This window comes from Streptomyces thermocarboxydovorans, from assembly GCF_039524635.1.
Classification (GTDB): Bacteria; Actinomycetota; Actinomycetes; order Streptomycetales; family Streptomycetaceae; genus Streptomyces; species Streptomyces thermocarboxydovorans.
Map to the genome: position 1 here is coordinate 51,737 of NZ_BAAAGU010000042.1, position 19,450 is coordinate 71,186.

The window sequence follows — 19,450 nt, forward strand, 5'->3', positions numbered from 1 at the left end:
GCGCCGAGGTATACGCGCGGCCGGCCCGCCGTGTTCGCCTGCGGCGGGCCGGCCGGGAGTCCGGTCGGGGAGTCCTCCGGCGCGGGGCCGAAGCGGGCGGGGAGTCATCGCTCGCACTTCGCTCCTGCCAAAGCAAAGCGGCCTCCCGCGCCGGAGGTGATCGGTGCCGGGCGCGCGTCCCGTTCGTACGGCCCTTCCCCCGGTTTCTAGCCGGGCGACGCAGCGCTGTCAACATTTTGTCCAGACATACGGACCAGTTCTCGTCAGGTGTGTCACAGACACCTCACCCGTGTCACACATGTCCGGCTTGCGCGAGGTCTTGGTCACACCCGCGCACGATCCCTTCCCCGGCCCCATCACCCATCGTTCACCGGGCACAACGCTTGGTGATCACCAGCGCAGCCCGGCTCCCCCTGACGGCCACCCCCGGCCGCCGCCGTGGTCTGCGCGGGGAGGTACGACGCATGACCGACAGAAGGCTGTGGTCCTACAAGGACATCGCTGCGCACATCAAGGTGCAGCCGGACACCGTGCGCTCCTACCGCAAGCACGGCCTGTTGCCGCCGCCCGACCATGTGGAAGGGGGCAAGCCCTACTGGTACGCGGACACCGTCCGGGCCTGGGTGGCGTCCCGGCCGGGGAACAGGGGGCGGAGGTGAGGGCCTGAGGGCCCGGCCCGACGCACAGGCGGCGGCTGCGTCCCACCTCGAACGGGTGGGGCGCAGCCGCCGCTCCTTGGCTCAGGGGAGCCCGTGCCGTCAGCTCCGGCCGGCGTCCACCGTGTCGCGCCGGCCCTCGGACGGCTCGTCCGGCTGCTCCGCGTCGGCCGCGGGTGCCTCCTTCGTGCGCGGCGCGGACTCCCCCTCGCTCAGTCCGAACCGCTCGTGGAACCGCCGCAGCGGCCCCGGCGCCCACCAGGTGGCGCGGCCGGTGAGGCGCATCACCGACGGTACGAGCAGGCTGCGGACGATCATCGCGTCCATGAGGACGGCCAGCGCGATCCCGAGGCCCAGCATCTTGGTGTTGGTCACCCGGGAGGTGCCGATGGCGACCATGACCACAGCCAGGATGACCGCCGCCGCGGTGATCAGCCCGCCCGTGCGCTGCAGACCGTGCCGGACCGCCTGGTCGTGGTCGCCGGTCTTCTCGTACTCCTCCTTGATGCGGGAGAGCAGGAACACCCCGTAGTCCATGGAGAGGCCGAAGGCCACGCAGAACATCAGCACCGGCAGGGTGGTCTCGATGGAGCCGGGGCTGGTGAAGCCCAGCAGGCCGGACAGGTGGCCGTCCTGGAAGACCCAGACCACCGCCCCGAACATCGCGGTGAGGCTGAGCGCGTTGAGCACCACCGCCTGGATCGGTATCAGCACGCTGCCGGTGAGCAGGAAGACCAGCAGCAGGGTGACCAGGGCGATGAGGACGAGGGCGAGCGGCAGTTGCTCCGCGATGGCGTCCTTGGAGTCGACCAGGACGGCCGCCATACCCGTCACCTTGGTGTCGAACGGGGCGTCCACCGCGCGCAGTTCGTCCACCAGCCGCTGGGCGGGGTCGTCCACGGCCTCGCCCTCGGGCAGCACGGTGAAGTAGGCCGAGTCGCCCTTCATCAGGGGTCCCTCGACCCGCAGGACCTCGGGCAGGGCGGCGACGCGCTCCTTGTAGGCGGCGTACTGCGCCCCGGTGGCGCGTCCCTCGGCGAGGATCTCCAGGCCGCCGCCGGGGCTGCCCGGGAAGCCGTCGCGGATGTGCTGCTGCACGATGTGCGACTCGGCGCTGGAGGGCAGCTGGCGGTCGTCGGCGGTGCCGAACTTCACGCCCAGGAAGGGCAGTCCGAGCAGCACCAGCACGGCGGTGGTGCCCAGCGCGAAGAACGGGGCGCGCCGCATCACCACCCGGGCGGTGCGCCCCCAGGCGGCGCCCTCCTCCACGGCGGCCTGCTGTGCGGGCTTCTCCGGCGCGGCGTCCGCGGCCCCCTTTCCGCGTCCGCGCCGGAACAGGCGCCTGAGGTCGAGGGAGTTGACCCGGTGCCCGAGCAGCACCAGGGCGGCCGGGAGCAGGATCAGCGCGGCGGCCGCGGCCAGCAGCACCACCGCTATGCCCGCGTAGGCGAAGGAGCGCAGGAAGTACTGCGGGAAGAGCAGCATCGCGGCGAGGGACACGGCGACCGTGAGCGCGGAGAACAGCACCGTGCGGCCGGCCGTGCGCAGGGTGGCGCCGACGGCGGTCAGCGGGTCGCCGTCCGCGGCCAGTTCCTCGCGGAAGCGGCGGACGATGAACAGGGCGTAGTCGATGGCGAGACCGAGTCCGAGCGCGGTGGTCAGGTTCATCGCGAAGACCGACACATCGGTGAACTCGGTGAGGCCGCGCAGGACGGCGTTGGTGCCCAGGATGGCGACGACACCGATGCCGAGGGGCAGCAGGGCGGCGACGGCGCTGCCGAAGACCATCACCAGCAGGACCAGGGTCACGGGCAGGGCGATCATCTCGGCCCGCAGCAGGTCCTCCTGGATGATCGTCTGCATCTCCTGCCGCACCGCGACCGGGCCGCCGACGCTGACGTCCACCGGGCCGCTCTCGCCGCGGTAGGCGGGGGCTATGCGGTCCAGGGTCTCGTACATCGTGGTCTCGTCGCCCGTGATGCGGGCGGCGATCAGCGCCTCGTGGCCGTCCTCGGCGCGCAGCGCGGGCGAGCCCGTCTGCCAGTAGGAGCGGACGCCGGTCACGCCCTGCTCCCCGGCCAGGCGCTCGGCGAGCCGCCTGCCCTCGGCGGCGACGGCCGGGTCGTCCACCTGGGCCCGGCCCGCGTCGACGAGCAGCAGGACGTTGGGCTGGGAGTCGGGGAACTCGCGCTCCAGGGCCTTGGTGGCGTTGGTGGACTCGGCGTCCGGGTCCTCCCAGCCGCCGCTGCCCATGCGGTCGGCGACATCGCTGCCGGCCAGCACGGCCAGCACCGTGAGCACCAGGGCCGCCAGCAGCGACAGGCGGGGCCTGGCGGTGACGAGGCGCGTGAAGCCCCCGGTCCTGGGCGGCTTGTCGACTTCGGTCATCCTGCGCTGTCCCCTTCACCATGAAGTGCAAGCCGGCACGGCCATGGACGTGCACGGCCATGGCCATAGACTGGAAAACACGAGAGATCGCTCGCGTTTCCTCAGAATGCGAGCGACCTCTCGCGTTTGTCAACGCTTACCGAGAACTGGGGACAACCACGTGCCCGCCAAGAGCGAGAAGACAGGGAAAGAGCAGCCGCGCCGCCGTCAGGCGCGCGGCGAGCGGCGCATCGCCCAGCTGCTCGAGGCGGCGGCGTCCGTCTTCTGCACCACCGGCTACACCGCCGCCAGCACCAACGCCATCGCCCGCGAGGCCGGCGTCTCCCCGGGCACCCTGTACCAGTTCTTCCCGAACAAAGAAGCGATCGCCATCGAGCTGGGCGAGCGCCTGATGAGCGAGATGCGCCGGACCTACGGCGAGGCCCTCGCCCCGGTCGACCCCGCGACCCCGCTGGAGGAGGCGGTCGGGGCGGCCGTGGACCGCTTCATCGACTTCAACTGCCGCCACCCGGTCTTCTACACCCTGATGCACGGCTCCGACATCCCCGGCCGCATGGCCGAGGAGCACGACGCCCTGCACGCCACCCTGATCGGCCGGGTCGAGGCCCTGCTCACCCCGTTCCTGCCGGACACCCCGGCGGCGGACGTCCGGCGCACCGCCGAGGTGTGCGTGGGGATCTACAAGGCCGGCCTGGAACTGGTCCTCGCCCACGAGGGCGAGGAGCGCGAGGCCTATGTGCGCGAGCTGAAGAACGTTCTCCTCCGATACCTGGCCCCCTTGGTCGACTAATACCCCCTAGGGGTATACTCTGGGTGGTGTCGGGGCCTCCTTGGCCCCCTCGACCCCACACGCCTCGACGAGGAGCAACGACATGACCGCCCAGACCGACACCCAGGGAACCGTCACCACCGTCTACAAGGTGAGCGGGATGAGCTGCGGACACTGCGAGGGTGCCGTCTCCAGTGAGATCTCGGAGATCGCCGGCGTCAGCTCGGTCAAGGCCACCGCCGCCACCGGCGAGGTCACCGTCGTCTCCGCGGCGCCGCTCGACGACGAGGCGGTGCGCGCGGCGGTCGACGAGGCCGGTTACGAGCTGGTCGGCAGGGCCTGAGCAGCCCGGCCGAGCCCCCCGGCGTTCACCTCCCACCGGAGTCCAGGACATGACCACCACCACCGCCGCCCCCGAGGACGTCCGCCCGGCGACGTCCGAGGTCGAGCTGCTCATCGGCGGGATGACCTGCGCCGCGTGCGCGGCCCGCATCGAGAAGAAGCTCAACCGGATGGACGGCGTCTCCGCCACGGTCAACTACGCGACGGAGAAGGCCCGGATCACCTACCCGGCGGACGTCGCGGTCGACGACCTGATCGCCACCGTGGTGAGGACCGGCTACACCGCCGAACTCCCGGCACCCCCGCGGGAGGAGCAGCAGCAGGCCCCGGACGAGGACCCGGAGCTGACCGCCCTGCGCCGGCGCCTGCTGGTCTCGGCGGTGCTGGCCCTGCCCGTCGTCCTGCTGGCGATGGTCTCGCCCCTGCAGTTCGACAACTGGCAGTGGCTCTCGCTCGCCCTGGCCGCGCCCGTGGTGGTCTGGGGCGGGCTGCCCTTCCACCGGGCCGCCTGGACCAACCTCCGGCACGGCGCGGCCACCATGGACACGCTGGTCTCGGTGGGCACGCTGGCGGCGTTCGGCTGGTCGCTGTGGGCGCTGTTCCTCGGCGACGCGGGCATGCCCGGCATGCGCCACCCCTTCGAGCTGACCGTCTCGCGCACCGACGGCGCCTCCACGATCTACCTGGAGGTCGCCGCCGGAGTCACCGCGTTCATCCTGCTCGGCCGCTATCTGGAGGCCCGCTCCAAGCGCCGCGCGGGAGCCGCGCTGCGGGCCCTGATGGAGCTGGGCGCCAAGGACGTGGCGGTGCTGCGCGACGGACGCGAGGTGCGGATACCGGCGCAGCGGCTGGCCGTGGGCGACCGGTTCGTGGTCCGGCCCGGCGAGAAGATCGCCACGGACGGCACGGTGGTCGAGGGAACCTCGGCCGTGGACGCGTCCATGCTGACCGGCGAGTCGGTCCCGGTGGACGTCACCGTGGGCGACACCGTCACCGGCGCCACGGTCAACGCGGGCGGCCGGCTGGTCGTCGAGGCCACCCGGGTCGGCGCCGACACCCAGCTGGCGCGGATGGCGCGCCTGGTGGAGGAGGCGCAGAACGGCAAGGCCGAGGTGCAGCGGCTGGCCGACCGGATCTCCGGCGTCTTCGTGCCCGTGGTGCTGCTGATCGCGGCCGCCACCTTCGGGCTGTGGCTCGGCTCCACCGGCGACACCGTGGCCGCCTTCACCGCGGCCGTCGCCGTGCTGATCATCGCCTGCCCGTGCGCCCTCGGGCTCGCCACCCCGACCGCGCTGATGGTCGGTACCGGGCGGGGCGCCCAGCTCGGCATCCTGATCAAGGGCCCGGAGGTGCTGGAGTCCACGCGCCGGGTCGACACGGTGGTGCTGGACAAGACCGGCACGGTCACCACCGGCCGGATGACGCTCCAGGCCGTCCACGCCGCCGAAGGCACCGAGGAGGACGAGGTGCTGCGCCTCGCGGGCGCCCTGGAGCACGCCTCCGAGCATCCCGTGGCACGGGCGATCGCCGCGGGCGCCGAGAAGCGCCTGGGCGCGCTGCCGCCCGTCGAGCACTTCGAGAACGTCCCCGGCCGGGGCGTGCGCGGCCGGGTGGACGGCCGTGAGGTGACCGTGGGGCGGTTCCCCGGCGCTGAGGGCGCGGAGGGCGGCGCCCCGCTGCCGCCGGAGCTGGCCGGTGCCCGTGAGCGGGCCGAGCGGGAGGGCCGTACGGCCGTGGTGGTCGCCTGGGACGGCGCGCCGCGCGGCGTGCTGGCCGTGGCGGACGCGGTCAAGGAGACCAGCGCCGAGGCGGTGCGCGAGCTGCGCGCCCTGGGCCTGACCCCGGTGCTGCTGACCGGCGACAATCGGACGGTCGCCGAGGCGGTGGCCCGCGAGACGGGCATCGACGAGGTGATCGCCGAGGTGCTGCCCGAGGACAAGGTCGCGGCCGTGCGCCGGCTCCAGGCCGAGGGCCGTACGGTCGCCATGGTCGGCGACGGCGTCAACGACGCGGCCGCGCTCGCCACCGCCGATCTGGGTCTGGCCATGGGCACGGGCACCGACGCGGCCATCGAGGCGGGCGATCTGACGCTGGTGCGCGGGGATCTGCGGGTGGCGGCGGACGCGATCCGGCTCTCCCGCAGGACACTCGCCACGATCAAGGGCAATCTGGTGTGGGCGTTCGGCTACAACGTGGCGGCTCTGCCGCTCGCGGCGGCCGGAATGCTGAACCCGATGATCGCCGGGGCGGCGATGGCGTTCTCGTCGGTGTTCGTGGTGACGAACAGCCTCCGCCTCCGCGCATTTCATTGAGGACTCAACCGGTGAGTAACCCTGGAGTCCGGTAGGACACTCACATAAGCTCTTCACAAGGCTCGCGCATCATCCTTACGCTTGAGTCCCGCCAGCGGTATGCGGTCTCTTGCGTATGAAGCGGGTTGATGCAAGAGACGCAGATCACAGTGATGTGAACGTAACCATCGAAGGGGTTCGAAGGTCTAAGTTGGCGATGTCAGGCAGCGTCTTGGGGGGCGCTTCCTGACATCTGGGATTGTCTTGGGGGACTTTCCCAGAGATTGCGTTGCCGGGGCACGTACACACCGGGGAGCTTTGAGCGGCCCTCCCGACCGTGTGCTGTCCCGGCAGACCGCAGCGATTCAGGCGCTGTCCTCACAGACGCCCGGCCGGATCCCGTGGGGGGAATCCGCACCGGGACACGGGAAGGCGCCCTGGTCGTCGGCCCGTGGGGGGACTGGCGATCGGGGCGCCTTCTTCTCTCTCCCAGGATCTCCCGGGTTCTCCCCCGGGCTCCGGGTCCGGGGCCTGTGAGGCGGTCGCCCGCCTCGAACGGCACACACTGTGGCCTGGCGCGGCAAAGGGGCGCGGGCAGCCGCGCGGCCTGCCTCACGGCGGCCAGCGGTCGCCCGCGCCCCTTTCGGCGTTCACGCCTCGGGCGCACGGCCTCCTCAGCGGGAGGTGCGCACAGCCTCCTCTGCCAGGAGGCGCCGGCCTCCTGGCAGAGGAGGTGCCGGCCTCCCGGCCGGTGTCAGCGCTCCTCGACCGGGACGAAGTCCCGCAGCACCACGCCGGTGTAGATCTGGCGCGGGCGGCCGATGCGGGAGCCCGGCTCCTTGATCATCTCGTGCCACTGGGCGATCCAGCCCGGCAGGCGGCCGAGGGCGAACAGGACCGTGAACATCTCGGTCGGGAAGCCCATGGCCCGGTAGATCAGGCCGGTGTAGAAGTCGACGTTCGGGTAGAGGCTGCGCGAGACGAAGTAGTCGTCGGAGAGCGCGTGCTCCTCCAGCTTCAGTGCGATGTCCAGCAGCTCGTCGGACTTGCCGAGGGCGGACAGCACGTCGTGCGCTGCGGCCTTGATGATCTTGGCGCGCGGGTCGAAGTTCTTGTAGACCCGGTGGCCGAAGCCCATCAGGCGGACGCCGTCCTCCTTGTTCTTCACCTTGCGGATGAAGGCGTCGACGTCGCCGCCGCTGTCGCGGATGCCCTCCAGCATCTCCAGCACCGACTGGTTGGCGCCGCCGTGCAGCGGGCCCCACAGGGCGTTGATGCCGGCGGAGATGGAGGCGAACATGTTCGCCTGCGAGGAGCCGACCAGGCGGACCGTGGAGGTCGAGCAGTTCTGCTCGTGGTCCGCGTGCAGGATCAGCAGCTTGTCGAGCGCGGAGACCACGATCGGGTCCAGCTCGTACTCCTGGGCGGGGACCGAGAAGGTCATGCGCAGGAAGTTCTCGACGTAGCCGAGGTCGTTGCGCGGGTAGACGAACGGGTGGCCGATCGACTTCTTGTACGCGTAGGCGGCGATCGTCGGGAGCTTGGCGAGCAGCCGGATCGTCGAGAGGTGACGCTGGGTCTCGTCGAACGGGTTGTGGCTGTCCTGGTAGAAGGTGGACAGCGCGGAGACCACCGACGACAGCATGGCCATCGGGTGGGCGTCGCGCGGGAAGCCCTTGTAGAAGTTCTTGACGTCCTCGTGCAGCAGGGTGTGCTGCGTGATCTCGTTCTTGAACGCCGAGAGCTGGTCGACGGTCGGCAGCTCGCCGTTGATCAGCAGGTAGGCGACCTCCAGGAAGGTGGAGCGCTCGGCCAGCTGCTCGATCGGGTAGCCGCGGTAACGGAGGATGCCCGCCTCACCGTCGAGGTAGGTGATGGCGGATTTATAGGCGGCGGTGTTGCCGTAGCCGCTGTCCAGCGTCACCAGACCGGTCTGGGCTCGGAGCTTCCCGATGTCGAAGCCCTTGTCGCCGACGGTGCTGTCGATCACCGGGTAGGTGTACTCACCGTCGCCGTACCGCAGTACTACAGAGTTGTCGCTCACGTCTTCCCTCACCGACGTAGTGCCTCATCTTCGAGGTGCCCTGACTGTCTCTACCATCCCCCACTCGGCTCAGGAGAGTGCACTCGGGGTCGACCATCGGGCCTATCGACGGCACTGAGTGCCGCCAACTTGCCCATCCTGCCCCGTGTGATCCCCATCCGGAAGTGCTCTGTGACCTTCGCGACTCGTTTGATCGATCATTTTTCTGTGTCGCGGCCCTCACAGCCCGGGGACGGGCCCCGGAGAGGCGGAACCGGAACCGGAGAGGCGGAAGTCGAGCGCTGTGCAGCGCCGGCCCGCCGAGACCGTGCGCACCGCCTGGCCGATCGCCTTGCGGGAGCCGACGAGGACGACCAGGCGCTTGGCCCGCGTGACAGCCGTGTACAGCAGATTACGCTGCAGCATCATCCACGCCCCGGTGGTCACCGGGATGACCACGGCCGGGTACTCGCTGCCCTGGGAGCGGTGGATGGTCACCGCGTAGGCGTGCGCCAGCTCGTCGAGTTCGTCGAACTCGTACGGCACCTCCTCGTCCTCGTCCGTCAGCACCGTCAGACGCTGGTCCACCGGGTCGAGTGAGGTGACCACACCCACGGTGCCGTTGAAGACCCCGTTCTTGCCCTTGTCGTAATTGTTGCGAATCTGGGTGACCTTGTCGCCGACCCGGAAGACGCGGCCGCCGAAGCGCTTCTCGGGCAGGTCGGGGCGGCCCGGTGTGATGGCCTGCTGGAGCAGCCCGTTGAGCGTGCCGGCCCCGGCCGGACCCCGGTGCATGGGGGCGAGGACCTGGACGTCGCGGCGCGGGTCGAGGCCGAACTTCGCGGGGATGCGCCGGGCGGCGACGTCCACCGTCAGCCGGCCCGCCTCCTCGGTGTCCTCCTCGACGAAGAGGAAGAAGTCCTTCAGGCCCTCGGTGACCGGGTGCTTCCCGGCGTTGATCCGGTGCGCATTGGTGACCACCCCGGATTGCTGGGCCTGGCGGAACACCCGGGTGAGACGGACGGCGGGCACGGGGCTGCTCTCGGCGAGCAGATCCCGCAGCACCTCCCCCGCGCCGACGCTGGGGAGCTGGTCGACATCGCCCACGAACAGCAGATGCGCACCCGGCGGCACCGCCTTGACCAGCTTGTTGGCGAGCAGCAGGTCCAGCATCGACGCCTCGTCCACGACCACCAGGTCGGCGTCCAGCGGGCGGTCCCGGTCGTAGGCGGCGTCGCCGCCCGGCTTCAGCTCCAGCAGGCGGTGCACGGTGGAGGCCTCGGCGCCGGTCAGCTCGGCGAGCCGCTTGGCGGCACGGCCGGTCGGCGCGGCGAGCACCACCTTGGCCTTCTTGGCGCGGGCCAGCTCCACCACCGAGCGCACGGTGAAGGACTTGCCGCAGCCCGGACCGCCGGTGAGGACGGCGACCTTCTCGGTCAGGGCCAGCTTGACGGCGGCCTCCTGTTCCGGGGCGAGTTCGGCGCCGGTGCGGCCCTTGAGCCAGGCCAGCGCCCTGTCCCAGGCGACGTCCTGGAACGCCGGCATGCGGTCCTCGTCCGTCCGCATCAGACGCAGCAACTGCCCGGCGAGCGACATCTCCGCCCGGTGGAACGGGACCAGGTAGATCGCGGTGACGGGCTCCCCTCCGTCCGGCCCCGGCACCTTCTCCCGTACGACCCCGGGGTCCTCCCCGTCCTCGGGCTCGGCGGCCAGCTCGCCGAGACACTCGATGACCAGCCCGGTGTCGACCTGGAGCAGCTTGACCGCGTCGGCGATCAGCTTCTCCTCCGGCAGATAGCAGTGCCCCTGGTCGGCGGACTGCGACAGCGCGTACTGCAGGCCCGCCTTGACGCGCTCCGGGCTGTCGTGCGGGATGCCGACGGACTGGGCGATCTTGTCGGCGGTGAGGAAGCCGATGCCCCAGACGTCGGCGGCGAGCCGGTAGGGCTGGTTCTTCACCACGGAGATGGAGGCGTCTCCGTACTTCTTGTAGATCCGCACGGCGATGGAGGTGGACACGTCCACGGTCTGCAGGAAGAGCATGACCTCCTTGATCGCCTTCTGCTCCTCCCAGGCGTCGGCGATCTTCTTCGTCCGCTTCGGCCCGAGCCCCGGCACCTCGATCAGCCGCTCCGGCTCCTCCTCGATGATCCGCAGGGTGTCCAGCCCGAAGTGCTGGGTGATGCGGTCGGCGAAGACCGGGCCGATGCCCTTGACCAGGCCGGAGCCGAGGTAGCGGCGGATGCCCTGGACGGTGGCCGGCAGCACCGTCGTGTAGTTCTCCACGTGGAACTGCTTGCCGTACTGCGGGTGCGACCCCCAGCGCCCCTCCATCCGCAGCGACTCCCCGACCTGCGCACCGAGCAGCGCGCCGACGACGGTCAGCAGATCGCCGGACCCCCGCCCGGTGTCGACCCGGGCGACCGTGTAGCCGTTCTCCTCATTGGCGTAGGTGATGCGCTCCAGAACACCTTCGAGCACGGCGAGCCGGCGTTCGCCGGCGGCTGCGGAGGGATGGGTGGACATGGAGTCGAAGGTACCGGCGGGGTGTGACAGGTGGCTCCGCCGGTTCGGCAGAGGGCGGGAACCGGACCCTGTACGTACGACGCCCGTATGCTCCGATCATGAATATCTTCCGCCGGCGCGGCCGGGGCGATGCGGAACGCATGACGGGGACGCCTGTGGACGAGGCCAAAGCGCTGTACGACGCCGGGCGTTACGCCGAGGCCGAGACCGCGGCCCGCGCCGTCGCCCGGTCCCGGCCGCGGGACGATCAGTACGGCGCCATGGCGCTGAACATCGCCGCGCTGGCGGCGGGCGCGCAGGGGCACGGTGCCGAGGCCGTGGCCACGTACGACGAGGCGCTGGTCGTCTTCAGCCGGATATTCGGTGCCGGTCACTGGCTGACCCTGAAGCTGCGCTCGGACCGTGCACAGCAGCTGACCGCGCTCGGCCGGCACGCCGAATGCGAGGCGGAATGCACGACTGTCGCCGCCACCGCGGCCCGCGGTACCGGCCCCGAGATGGCCCGCCTGGCGGCTGCCGCCCGCAACGGGCTGGTCTTCGCCCTCAATGCGCAGGGGCGCCATCAGGAGGCCGAGACAGTCGCCCGCGAGGCCCTGACCGCCCACACCGTGCGGGACAGGATGTCCCTGGTGCTGCGCCTCGGCCTGGCCCGTGCCCTCAACGGCCAGGCGCGCCACGAGGAAGCGCTCAGTGAGGCGCGGGGCGCCGATGAGCTGTACCGCGCCCTTCCTGAACACGAGCGCCATCCGGACCAGGGAGCCGTCGAACTGGCGTCTGCTACCTCCTTGTTCGGGTTGCAGCGCACCGCCGAGGCGCGGCACCAGGCCGCATCCGCACACGACGTCTGCGTGGCTTCCTTCGGGCCGGAGCATCGCCGCAGCGTGGAGGCGCGGGAGTTGCTGGAGCGCATTGGTTCAGCTCACCCGTGAGTGCGAGGGCACGGTCGGGTGAGCGGTGGCGATAGCTCGGTGCGGCGTGCTTGACAGTGAGGTTCGTCAGAGGCCGCCTCTGGTTCCCTTCAGCCCAGCAACGAAGACGGCGAAGGCCGTCGTGGGGAAGGTGAGGATGGCCCGGGAAGGGGCCTTCGAGTCGCGCACGGCACTCACCCCCACCCCCAACGGGATTCCGCATGTCTGAGAACGAACCCTGGGAGTACTCCCTCCCACATCCCCAACGACCTCCGCGCCGTCACCGTCAGCCGGCGCACCCTGCGGCTGATCCTCACCGTGCACGGACTGATCCGCCTCGTCGACGTCGCCGAGCTGCTCGCGGCGGAGCTGGTGGCCAACGCCGTACGGCACACCAAGGGCCCCGCCGCTCTCCGCGTGCGCTGGTCGCCTCCGGGGACGCTGCGGATCGGGGCGTGGGACGCGGACCCCTCTCCGCCGGAGCCCCCGCAGCCGTTCACGCCCCTGCTGGAGCGGGAGGACGGACGGGGCCTCGCCCTGGTGCGGGCCTGTGCCGATGTGTGGGGGTGGCAGCCGCTGGCGAGAGAGGGCGGCCGGGGGAAGTTCGTGTGGTGCGAGGTGGGTGCGGCGTAGCCCTTCCCCGCGCAGGCGACAAGACACAGGGCGACGGGCGCAAACCGGAGCATGGGACGGGCGTGGCACGCACGGGGTGCCGGGCCCGTCCGGCAAAGTGAACGCCCATGCCCGCACGACTGCGCCTGACCACCGTGGACGACGGCCTGGATCTGGAGCACCAGGGGCGGGTGGGGTTCATGGGGGACGCCGGCCATCTGTGGGAGGGGGTGGAGAAGGACGTTCCCCAGCTGAGCGACTGGAACGTGCAGCGGAAGCTGCTCAGCTACGGGCGTCTCCGGCATCTGGGCAGGGCCGGCGTCCGGGTCTTCCTGTCCCATGCCCCGGAGGACTTCGCGGCTCTGCCGCATGACGGGGACGTCTGGGACTGATCCGGGGACGGGCCACATCCGGGAGAGGCCCACTTCGGCTCCGCTTCGCCCCCGGCGACATCACGATTCGGTTGCGTCCGTCGGACGCCCTCTTGCCCTTCGCCCGTGTAATCGTTTCCAATCCTCCGTGTAATCGATTCCACGAGGAGGTGGGTCGGGCATGGCGGGCATCAAGGACGTCGCCGCCGAGGCAGGCCTGTCCGTCGCCACGGTGTCGCGGGTGCTCAACGGGCATCCGTCGGTGAGCGAGGACGCGCGCCGCCGGGTGACGGCCGCCGTCGAGGCGCTGGGGTACCGGCCGAACGCCGTGGCCCGGTCGCTGCGCACCGATCAGACCCGCACCCTCGGGCTGGTCATCAGCGACGTGATGAACCCGTACTTCACCGAGCTGGCCCGCTCCGTGGAGGAGGAGGCCCGCACCCTCGGCTACAGCGTGATCATCGGCAACGCGGACGAGCGGCCCGACCTGCAGGACCACCACGTCACCACGCTGCTGGACCGCCGGATCGACGGACTGCTGGTCTCCCCCACCGACGACGGGTCGCCCGGCATGCTGGCGGCCGCGCGGGCGGGGACGCCCATGGTGTTCGTGGACCGGTGGATCCCGGGCGTGGACGTGCCCGTGGTCCGGTCGGACGGGCGGGGCGCCGTGCGGGACCTGGTGGCCCATCTGCACGGGCTGGGGCGCCGGCGGCTGGCGATCATCGCCGGGCCGGCGGCCACCACGACCGGCCGGGAGCGGGTGGAGGCCTTCCGTGAGGCGCTCGGCGAGTACGGGCTCTCGCTGCCCGACGCCTACATCGGCCAGGGAGATTTCCAGGCGGAGAGCGGGCGACGGGTCACCGAGGGATTTCTGGAGCTGGCCGAGCCTCCGGAGGTCGTGTTCGCCGCGGACAATCTGATGGCGCTCGGCGCGCTGGACGCGATCCGCGCGCGCGGGCTGCGGGTGCCGGACGACATCGGGCTCGCCGCGTTCGACGACATCCCCTGGTTCGTGCACACCGATCCGCCGGTCACCGCCATCGCCCAGCCGGTCCGGGAGCTGGGGCGGGCCGCCGTGCGCGCCCTGGTCGACCGGATCGAGGGGCGGCCCGGCTCCTCCGTCACCCTGCCCGCCCGGCTCGTCGTGCGCCGCTCGTGCGGTGAGCCCGGAACCGGGCACGGAATCGATCGTCCCCCCTCCCCCGTACGAAGGAGTACGCCGTGAGCAGCCGCAGTCCTGACGAGTTGCTGCGCATCGAGGGCATCCGCAAGACCTTCCCCGGCGTGGTCGCGCTCGACGGCGTGGACTTCGATCTGCGCCGCGGCGAGGTGCATGTGCTGCTCGGTGAGAACGGCGCCGGCAAGAGCACGCTGATCAAGATGCTCTCCGGCGCCTGCACCCCCGACGCCGGCCGGATCGTGGTGGGCGGCGAGGAGGTGCGCATCCAGGATGCGCAGGCCTCCGAGCGGCTCGGGATCGCCACCATCTACCAGGAGTTCAACCTCGTCCCCGATCTGACGGTCGCGGAGAACATCTTCCTGGGGCGGCAGCCGCGCCGCTTCGGGATGATCGACCGCAAGCGGATGGACGCGGACGCCGAGGTGCTGCTCAAGCGCGTCGGGGTGGACGTGTCGCCGCGGGCGCGGGTGCGTGAACTCGGTATCGCCCGGCTCCAGATGGTGGAGATCGCCAAGGCGCTCAGCCTCGAGGCCCGGGTGCTGATCATGGACGAGCCGACCGCCGTGCTGACCTCGGAGGAGGTCGAGAGGCTGTTCGCGATCGTGCGGCGGCTGCGCGAGGACGGGGTGGGCATCGTCTTCATCACCCACCACCTGGAGGAGATCGCCGCGCTGGGCGACCGGGTCACCGTGCTCCGGGACGGGCGCAGCGTCGGGCAGGTGCCGGCCTCGACGCCCGAGGACGAGCTGGTGCGGCTGATGGTGGGGCGGTCCATCGAGCAGCAGTACCCGCGCGAGCGCACGGACGCCGGGGACGCTCTGCTCAAGGTGGAGGGGCTGACCCGGGACGGGGTGTTCCACGACGTCAGCTTCGAGGTGCGGGCCGGTGAGGTCGTCGGGATCGCGGGGCTGGTCGGTGCGGGGCGGACGGAGGTGGCCCGGGCGGTGTTCGGGGCCGATCCGTACGACTCCGGGGCCGTGCGGGTCGGCGGGGTGCGGCTGCGCCGCCACGACGTGAACGCCGCCCTGGAGGCCGGAGTCGGTCTGGTGCCCGAGGACCGCAAGGGCCAGGGGCTGGTCCTGGACGCCTCGGTGGCGGAGAACCTGGGCCTGGTCACCCTGCGGTCCGCCACGCGCGCGGGCCTGGTCGACCTCAAGGGGCAGCACGAGGCGGCGGAGCGGATCGCCCGGCAGCTCGGGGTGCGGATGGCCGGCCTCGGACAGCATGTGCGCACCCTGTCCGGCGGCAACCAGCAGAAGGTCGTCATCGGCAAATGGCTGCTGGCCAACACCAAGGTGCTCATCCTCGATGAGCCGACGCGCGGCATCGACGTCGGCGCGAAGGTCGAGATCTACCAGCTGATCAACGAGCTGACGGCGGCCGGCGCCGCGGTGCTCATGATCTCCAGCGACCTGCCCGAGGTGCTCGGCATGAGCGACCGGGTCCTGGTCATGGCGCAGGGCCGGCTCGCGGGCGAACTGGACGCCGCAGAGGCCACCCAGGACGCGGTGATGGCCCTCGCCGTCGGCACCTCCCCCGGCTCACCCGACTCGCCCACCTCACCCGACTCGTCCAGCTCCCCCGACTTCCCCAGCTCCCCCGACTTCCCCAGCTCCCCCAGCAACGGAACGGAGGCCTCCGGTGGCCACTGACACGCTCAAGAGCAAGCCGGGCGCGCAGGCCGGTGCCACGGCCGGCCTGCGCCGTCTGCTCCTCGACAACGGCGCGCTGACCGCGCTGGTGGTCCTGGTGATCGCCATGTCGGCGCTGTCCGGCGACTTCCTGACCGCCGACAACCTCCTCAACGTCGGCGTCCAGGCAGCGGTGACCGCGATCCTCGCCTTCGGCGTCACCTTCGTCATCGTCTCGGCGGGCATCGACCTGTCGGTCGGCTCGGTCGCCGCGCTGTCCGCGACCGTGCTGGCGTGGAGCGCGACCGAGGCCGGGCTGCCGGTGGTGCTCGCGGTCGTCCTCGCCGTGGCGACGGGCATCGCCTGCGGTCTGGTGAACGGCTTCCTCATCTCCTACGGCAAACTCCCGCCGTTCATCGCCACACTGGCGATGCTGTCGGTGGCGCGCGGCCTGTCGCTGGTGATCTCGCAGGGCTCGCCCATAGCCTTCCCCGACTCGGTCTCCCACCTGGGCGACACGCTCGGCGGCTGGCTGCCGGTGCCGGTGCTGGTGATGGTGGTGATGGGCCTGCTGACCGCCTTCGTGCTGGGGCGGACGTACATCGGCCGGTCCATGTACGCCATCGGCGGCAACGAGGAGGCCGCACGGCTGTCCGGACTGCGGGTGAAGAAGCAGAAGCTCGCCATCTACGCCTTCTCCGGCCTGTTCGCCGCCGCCGCGGGCATCGTGCTCGCCGCCCGGCTGGCCTCCGCGCAGCCGCAGGCCGCGCAGGGCTACGAGCTGGACGCGATCGCCGCGGTCGTCATCGGCGGCGCCTCCCTGGCGGGCGGCACCGGCAGGGCGTCCGGCACCCTGGTCGGCGCGCTGATCCTCGCGGTGCTGCGCAACGGCCTCAACCTGCTGTCGGTGTCGGCGTTCTGGCAGCAGGTCGTCATCGGTGTGGTCATCGCACTGGCGGTGCTGTTCGACACGCTGCGCCGCAAGGCGGGCACGACCGCCCCCGCGGCCGGCGCCTCCGGCGGCGGGAACAAGGGCAAGCAGGCACTGACGTACGTGATCGCGGCCGTGGTCGCCGTCGCGGTGGTCGGCGCCACCTCGCTGCTGCACAACGGCTCCTCCGGGGCCGCCAAGCCGAAGATCGGTCTGTCCCTGTCGACGCTCAACAACCCGTTCTTCGTGCAGATCCGGGACGGCGCCGAGGAGGAGGCCAGGAAGCTGGGCGTCGACCTCACCGTCACCGACGCGCAGAACGACGCCTCCCAGCAGGCCAACCAGCTGCAGAACTTCACCAGCGGCTCGCTCTCCGCGGTCGTCGTCAACCCGGTGGACTCCGACGCGGCCGGACCGGCGGTGCGCGGCGCCAACAAGGCCGGCATACCGGTGATCGCCGTGGACCGCACCGTCAACAAGGCGGACACCTCCGCGCTGGTCGCCTCCGACAACGTGGCGGGCGGTGCGCTCGGCGCCAAGGCGCTCGCCGAGAAGCTCGGCGGCAAGGGCACCATCGTGATCCTGCAGGGCCAGGCCGGCACCTCCGCCAGCCGCGAGCGCGGCGCGGGCTTCGCCGAGGGCCTGAAGGACTACCCGGGCATCAAGGTCGTCGCCAAGCAGCCCGCGGACTTCGACCGCACCAAGGGCCTGGACGTGATGACCAATCTGCTCCAGGCGCACCCGGACATCGGCGGTGTGTTCGCCGAGAACGACGAGATGGCGCTCGGCGCGATCAAGGCGCTGGGCTCCAAGGCCGGCAAGTCGGTGCACGTCGTCGGCTTCGACGGCACACCGGACGGGCTGAAGGCGGTCGAGGCGGGCACGCTGTACGCCTCGGTCGCGCAGCAGCCGACGGAACTCGGCAGGATCGCCGTGCGCAACGCATTGCGGGCCGCCGAGCACAAGAAGGTGGAGAAGATGGTGAAGGTCCCGGTGAAGGTGGTCACGAAGGAGAACGTGGCCGGGTTCGAGGGCTGACACCGGGGCCGAGGGGCCCATCGAGGCGGGCGGCCGGTCGCACCGGCCGCCCGCCGCACGCGGATCGGGGAGCGATCGATGAACGACTACGACCTCCTGGTCGTCGGTTCGGCCAACGCCGACCTGGTGATCGGGGTGGAACGCCGGCCGGGTGCCGGGGAGACGGTGCTCGGCACCGACCTGGCCGTCCATCCGGGCGGCAAGGGAGCCAACCAGGCGGTGGCCGCCGCCCGGCTGGGCGCCCGCACCGCGCTGCTGGCGCGGGTCGGCGACGACGAGCACGGCCGGCTGCTGCTGGACTCGCTGCGCAAGGCCGGGGCCGACACGGTGGGTGTGCTGGTGGGCGGCGCGCCGACCGGGGTCGCGCTGATCACGGTGGACCCGTCGGGGGACAACAGCATCGTCGTCTCCCCGGGCGCCAACGCGCGGCTCACGCCGTCGGACGTGCGGGCGGCCGTGTCCCTCTTCCACGCCTCGCGGGTGGTGTCCACGCAGCTGGAGATCCCGCTGGAGACGGTGGTGGAGGTGGTGCGGAACCTGGCGCCGGGCAGCCGGTTCGTCCTCAACCCGTCGCCGCCCAGGCCGCTGCCCTCCGAGGTGCTGGCGGCCTGCGACCCGCTGATCGTCAACGAGCACGAGGCGAAGGTGATCCTCGGCGACAGCGCCGGGGTCAGCGACCAGCCGGAGGACTGGGCGCGGCTGCTGCTGGCGAAGGGCCCGCGCTCGGTGGTGGTGACCCTGGGCGGCGAGGGCGCGCTGGTGGCCTCCTCGGACGGCATCACACGTATCCCGTCCGTCGAGGTGGAGGCCGTGGACACCACCGGTGCGGGCGACGCGTTCACCGCGGCGCTGGCCTGGCGGCTCGGCTCCGGCGAGCCGCTCGCCGAGGCCGCCGCCTACGCGGCCCGGGTGGGCGCGGCGACGGTCACCAAGCAGGGGGCGCAGGTCTCCTTCCCGACGGCGGCGGAGGTCGCGGCCCTGTGAAGAAGCACGGGATCCTCAACCGGCATCTCGCGGGCGCCCTCGCGGAACTCGGGCACGGCGACGGGGTGCTGGTGTGTGACGCGGGGATGCCGATTCCCGACGGTCCGCGCGTGGTGGACCTGGCGTTCCGGGCCGGTGTGCCGTCGTTCGCCGAGGTGCTGCACGGGCTGCTCGCCGAGCTGGTGGTCGAAGGGGCGACGGCGGCGAGCGAGGTGCGGGAGGCCAATCCGGAGGCGGCCGGGCTGCTGGCGGACCACTTCCCCGGCCTCACCCTCGTCCCGCACGAGCGCCTCAAGGAGCTGACCGCGGGTGCGCGGCTCGTGGTGCGCACCGGCGAGGCGCGGCCGTACGCGAATGTGCTGCTGCGCTGCGGGGTGTTCTTCTGACGCGTTCAGACGTGTTCCTCTGACGCGCTACGGCGCGTTCCTCTGACGCTCCCGCGTGTTCTTGTGAGCCGGCCGCGGCCGCCCGTCCCCACACCGGGCGAGCCGCGGCCCGCGTGATGAGACTTCGAGGGGCCCGGTCCGTCGACCGGGCCCCTCGGTTCCTCCCCCCGTCAGAACCCCCCGAGTCCCCCCCGGGTCCCCCCTCAGAAGTTCTGACATCAAGTACGACCCGCGGGGTCCGGAGAAGGTTGCACGGTCCATTCGAGAAATTTCCGAGCCTTCTGGACCCCGCGCCGACGACCCGCTCGCCGAGGTCGCCGGGCGCCCGACAGCCCCTAGGTGCAATACCGGTGACTTTGTTGGGGTCTGGTCGTTGGATGGGTTGTGCCAAGGCCGGGTCAGGTGAAGTCG

General features: G+C 71.4%; 15 protein-coding genes and 2 pseudogenes. 12 read left to right on the forward strand and 5 right to left on the reverse strand.

Annotation, left to right across the window (positions count from 1 at the left end; all coding sequences use genetic code 11):
* Positions 1–107: 107 nt before the first annotated feature.
* Positions 108–182: pseudogene (locus tag ABD198_RS20160) on the reverse strand (5-deoxy-glucuronate isomerase); the annotation flags it as partial.
* Positions 183–464: 282 nt separating this feature from the next.
* On the opposite strand from ABD198_RS20160, the gene ABD198_RS20165 reads away from it, so the two are divergent.
* Complete coding sequence (locus ABD198_RS20165; protein ID WP_167998208.1) at positions 465–659, forward strand: helix-turn-helix transcriptional regulator; 195 nt, start codon at positions 465–467, stop codon at positions 657–659.
* 99 nt (positions 660–758) lie between these two features.
* Here the strand turns inward: ABD198_RS20165 and ABD198_RS20170 are convergent, their stop codons facing one another.
* Positions 759–3,044 (reverse strand): MMPL family transporter, encoded by a 2,286-nt coding sequence (locus ABD198_RS20170; RefSeq protein ID WP_344003700.1) that lies wholly within the window; start codon positions 3,042–3,044, stop codon positions 759–761.
* 160 nt (positions 3,045–3,204) lie between these two features.
* Between ABD198_RS20170 and ABD198_RS20175 the strand changes: the two genes are divergently transcribed.
* The 3 genes from ABD198_RS20175 to ABD198_RS20185 all read left to right on the forward strand — a co-directional run bounded on the left by ABD198_RS20175 (position 3,205) and on the right by ABD198_RS20185 (position 6,467).
* Positions 3,205–3,834, forward strand: coding sequence for a TetR family transcriptional regulator (locus ABD198_RS20175; protein ID WP_344003703.1), 630 nt, complete (start codon positions 3,205–3,207; stop codon positions 3,832–3,834).
* 82 nt (positions 3,835–3,916) lie between these two features.
* Positions 3,917–4,156 carry a heavy-metal-associated domain-containing protein gene (locus ABD198_RS20180; protein ID WP_344003706.1) on the forward strand — a complete coding sequence of 80 codons (240 nt, stop codon included), beginning with the start codon at positions 3,917–3,919 and terminating at the stop codon, positions 4,154–4,156.
* Between the two features lie 49 nt (positions 4,157–4,205).
* A complete protein-coding gene (locus tag ABD198_RS20185) occupies positions 4,206–6,467 on the forward strand; it encodes a heavy metal translocating P-type ATPase (protein ID WP_344003709.1) in 2,262 nt (753 codons plus the stop codon).
* A gap of 733 nt (positions 6,468–7,200) precedes the next feature.
* On the opposite strand, the gene ABD198_RS20190 is transcribed toward ABD198_RS20185, so the two are convergent.
* Positions 7,201–8,490, reverse strand: coding sequence for a citrate synthase (locus tag ABD198_RS20190; RefSeq protein ID WP_167998213.1), 1,290 nt, complete (start codon positions 8,488–8,490; stop codon positions 7,201–7,203).
* Between the two features lie 219 nt (positions 8,491–8,709).
* Positions 8,710–10,995 (reverse strand): SF1B family DNA helicase RecD2, encoded by a 2,286-nt coding sequence (recD2, locus tag ABD198_RS20195; RefSeq protein WP_344003715.1) that lies wholly within the window; start codon positions 10,993–10,995, stop codon positions 8,710–8,712.
* Between the two features lie 98 nt (positions 10,996–11,093).
* Between recD2 and ABD198_RS20200 the strand changes: the two genes are divergently transcribed.
* Entirely contained in the window at positions 11,094–11,924 is an 831-nt protein-coding gene (locus ABD198_RS20200; protein ID WP_344003718.1) for a tetratricopeptide repeat protein, read from the forward strand.
* Between the two features lie 66 nt (positions 11,925–11,990).
* Here the strand turns inward: ABD198_RS20200 and ABD198_RS20205 are convergent, their stop codons facing one another.
* Positions 11,991–12,107, reverse strand: coding sequence for a DUF397 domain-containing protein (locus ABD198_RS20205; RefSeq protein ID WP_344003721.1), 117 nt, complete (start codon positions 12,105–12,107; stop codon positions 11,991–11,993).
* A gap of 17 nt (positions 12,108–12,124) precedes the next feature.
* Here ABD198_RS20205 and ABD198_RS20210 point away from each other — a divergent pair.
* The 7 genes and pseudogenes from ABD198_RS20210 (at position 12,125) to rbsD (ending at position 19,039) form a co-directional block, all read left to right on the forward strand.
* A pseudogene (locus ABD198_RS20210) lies at positions 12,125–12,536 on the forward strand (ATP-binding protein).
* Between the two features lie 107 nt (positions 12,537–12,643).
* Entirely contained in the window at positions 12,644–12,907 is a 264-nt protein-coding gene (locus ABD198_RS20215; protein ID WP_344003724.1) for a hypothetical protein, read from the forward strand.
* 160 nt (positions 12,908–13,067) lie between these two features.
* Entirely contained in the window at positions 13,068–14,114 is a 1,047-nt protein-coding gene (locus ABD198_RS20220) for a LacI family DNA-binding transcriptional regulator (protein WP_344003726.1), read from the forward strand.
* Positions 14,111–15,721 (forward strand): sugar ABC transporter ATP-binding protein, encoded by a 1,611-nt coding sequence (locus ABD198_RS20225; protein WP_344003728.1) that lies wholly within the window; start codon positions 14,111–14,113, stop codon positions 15,719–15,721. The genes ABD198_RS20220 and ABD198_RS20225 overlap by 4 nt, the downstream gene beginning before the upstream one ends.
* On the forward strand, positions 15,711–17,669 hold the full coding sequence (locus tag ABD198_RS20230; RefSeq protein WP_344003730.1) for an ABC transporter permease/substrate-binding protein: 1,959 nt from the start codon (positions 15,711–15,713) through the stop codon (positions 17,667–17,669). The genes ABD198_RS20225 and ABD198_RS20230 overlap by 11 nt, the downstream gene beginning before the upstream one ends.
* Positions 17,670–17,747: 78 nt before the next feature.
* Complete coding sequence (locus ABD198_RS20235; RefSeq protein ID WP_344003733.1) at positions 17,748–18,653, forward strand: ribokinase; 906 nt, start codon at positions 17,748–17,750, stop codon at positions 18,651–18,653.
* Positions 18,650–19,039, forward strand: coding sequence for a D-ribose pyranase (gene rbsD, locus ABD198_RS20240; RefSeq protein WP_344003735.1), 390 nt, complete (start codon positions 18,650–18,652; stop codon positions 19,037–19,039). The genes ABD198_RS20235 and rbsD overlap by 4 nt, the downstream gene beginning before the upstream one ends.
* The last annotated feature ends 411 nt before the right edge of the window (positions 19,040–19,450 follow it).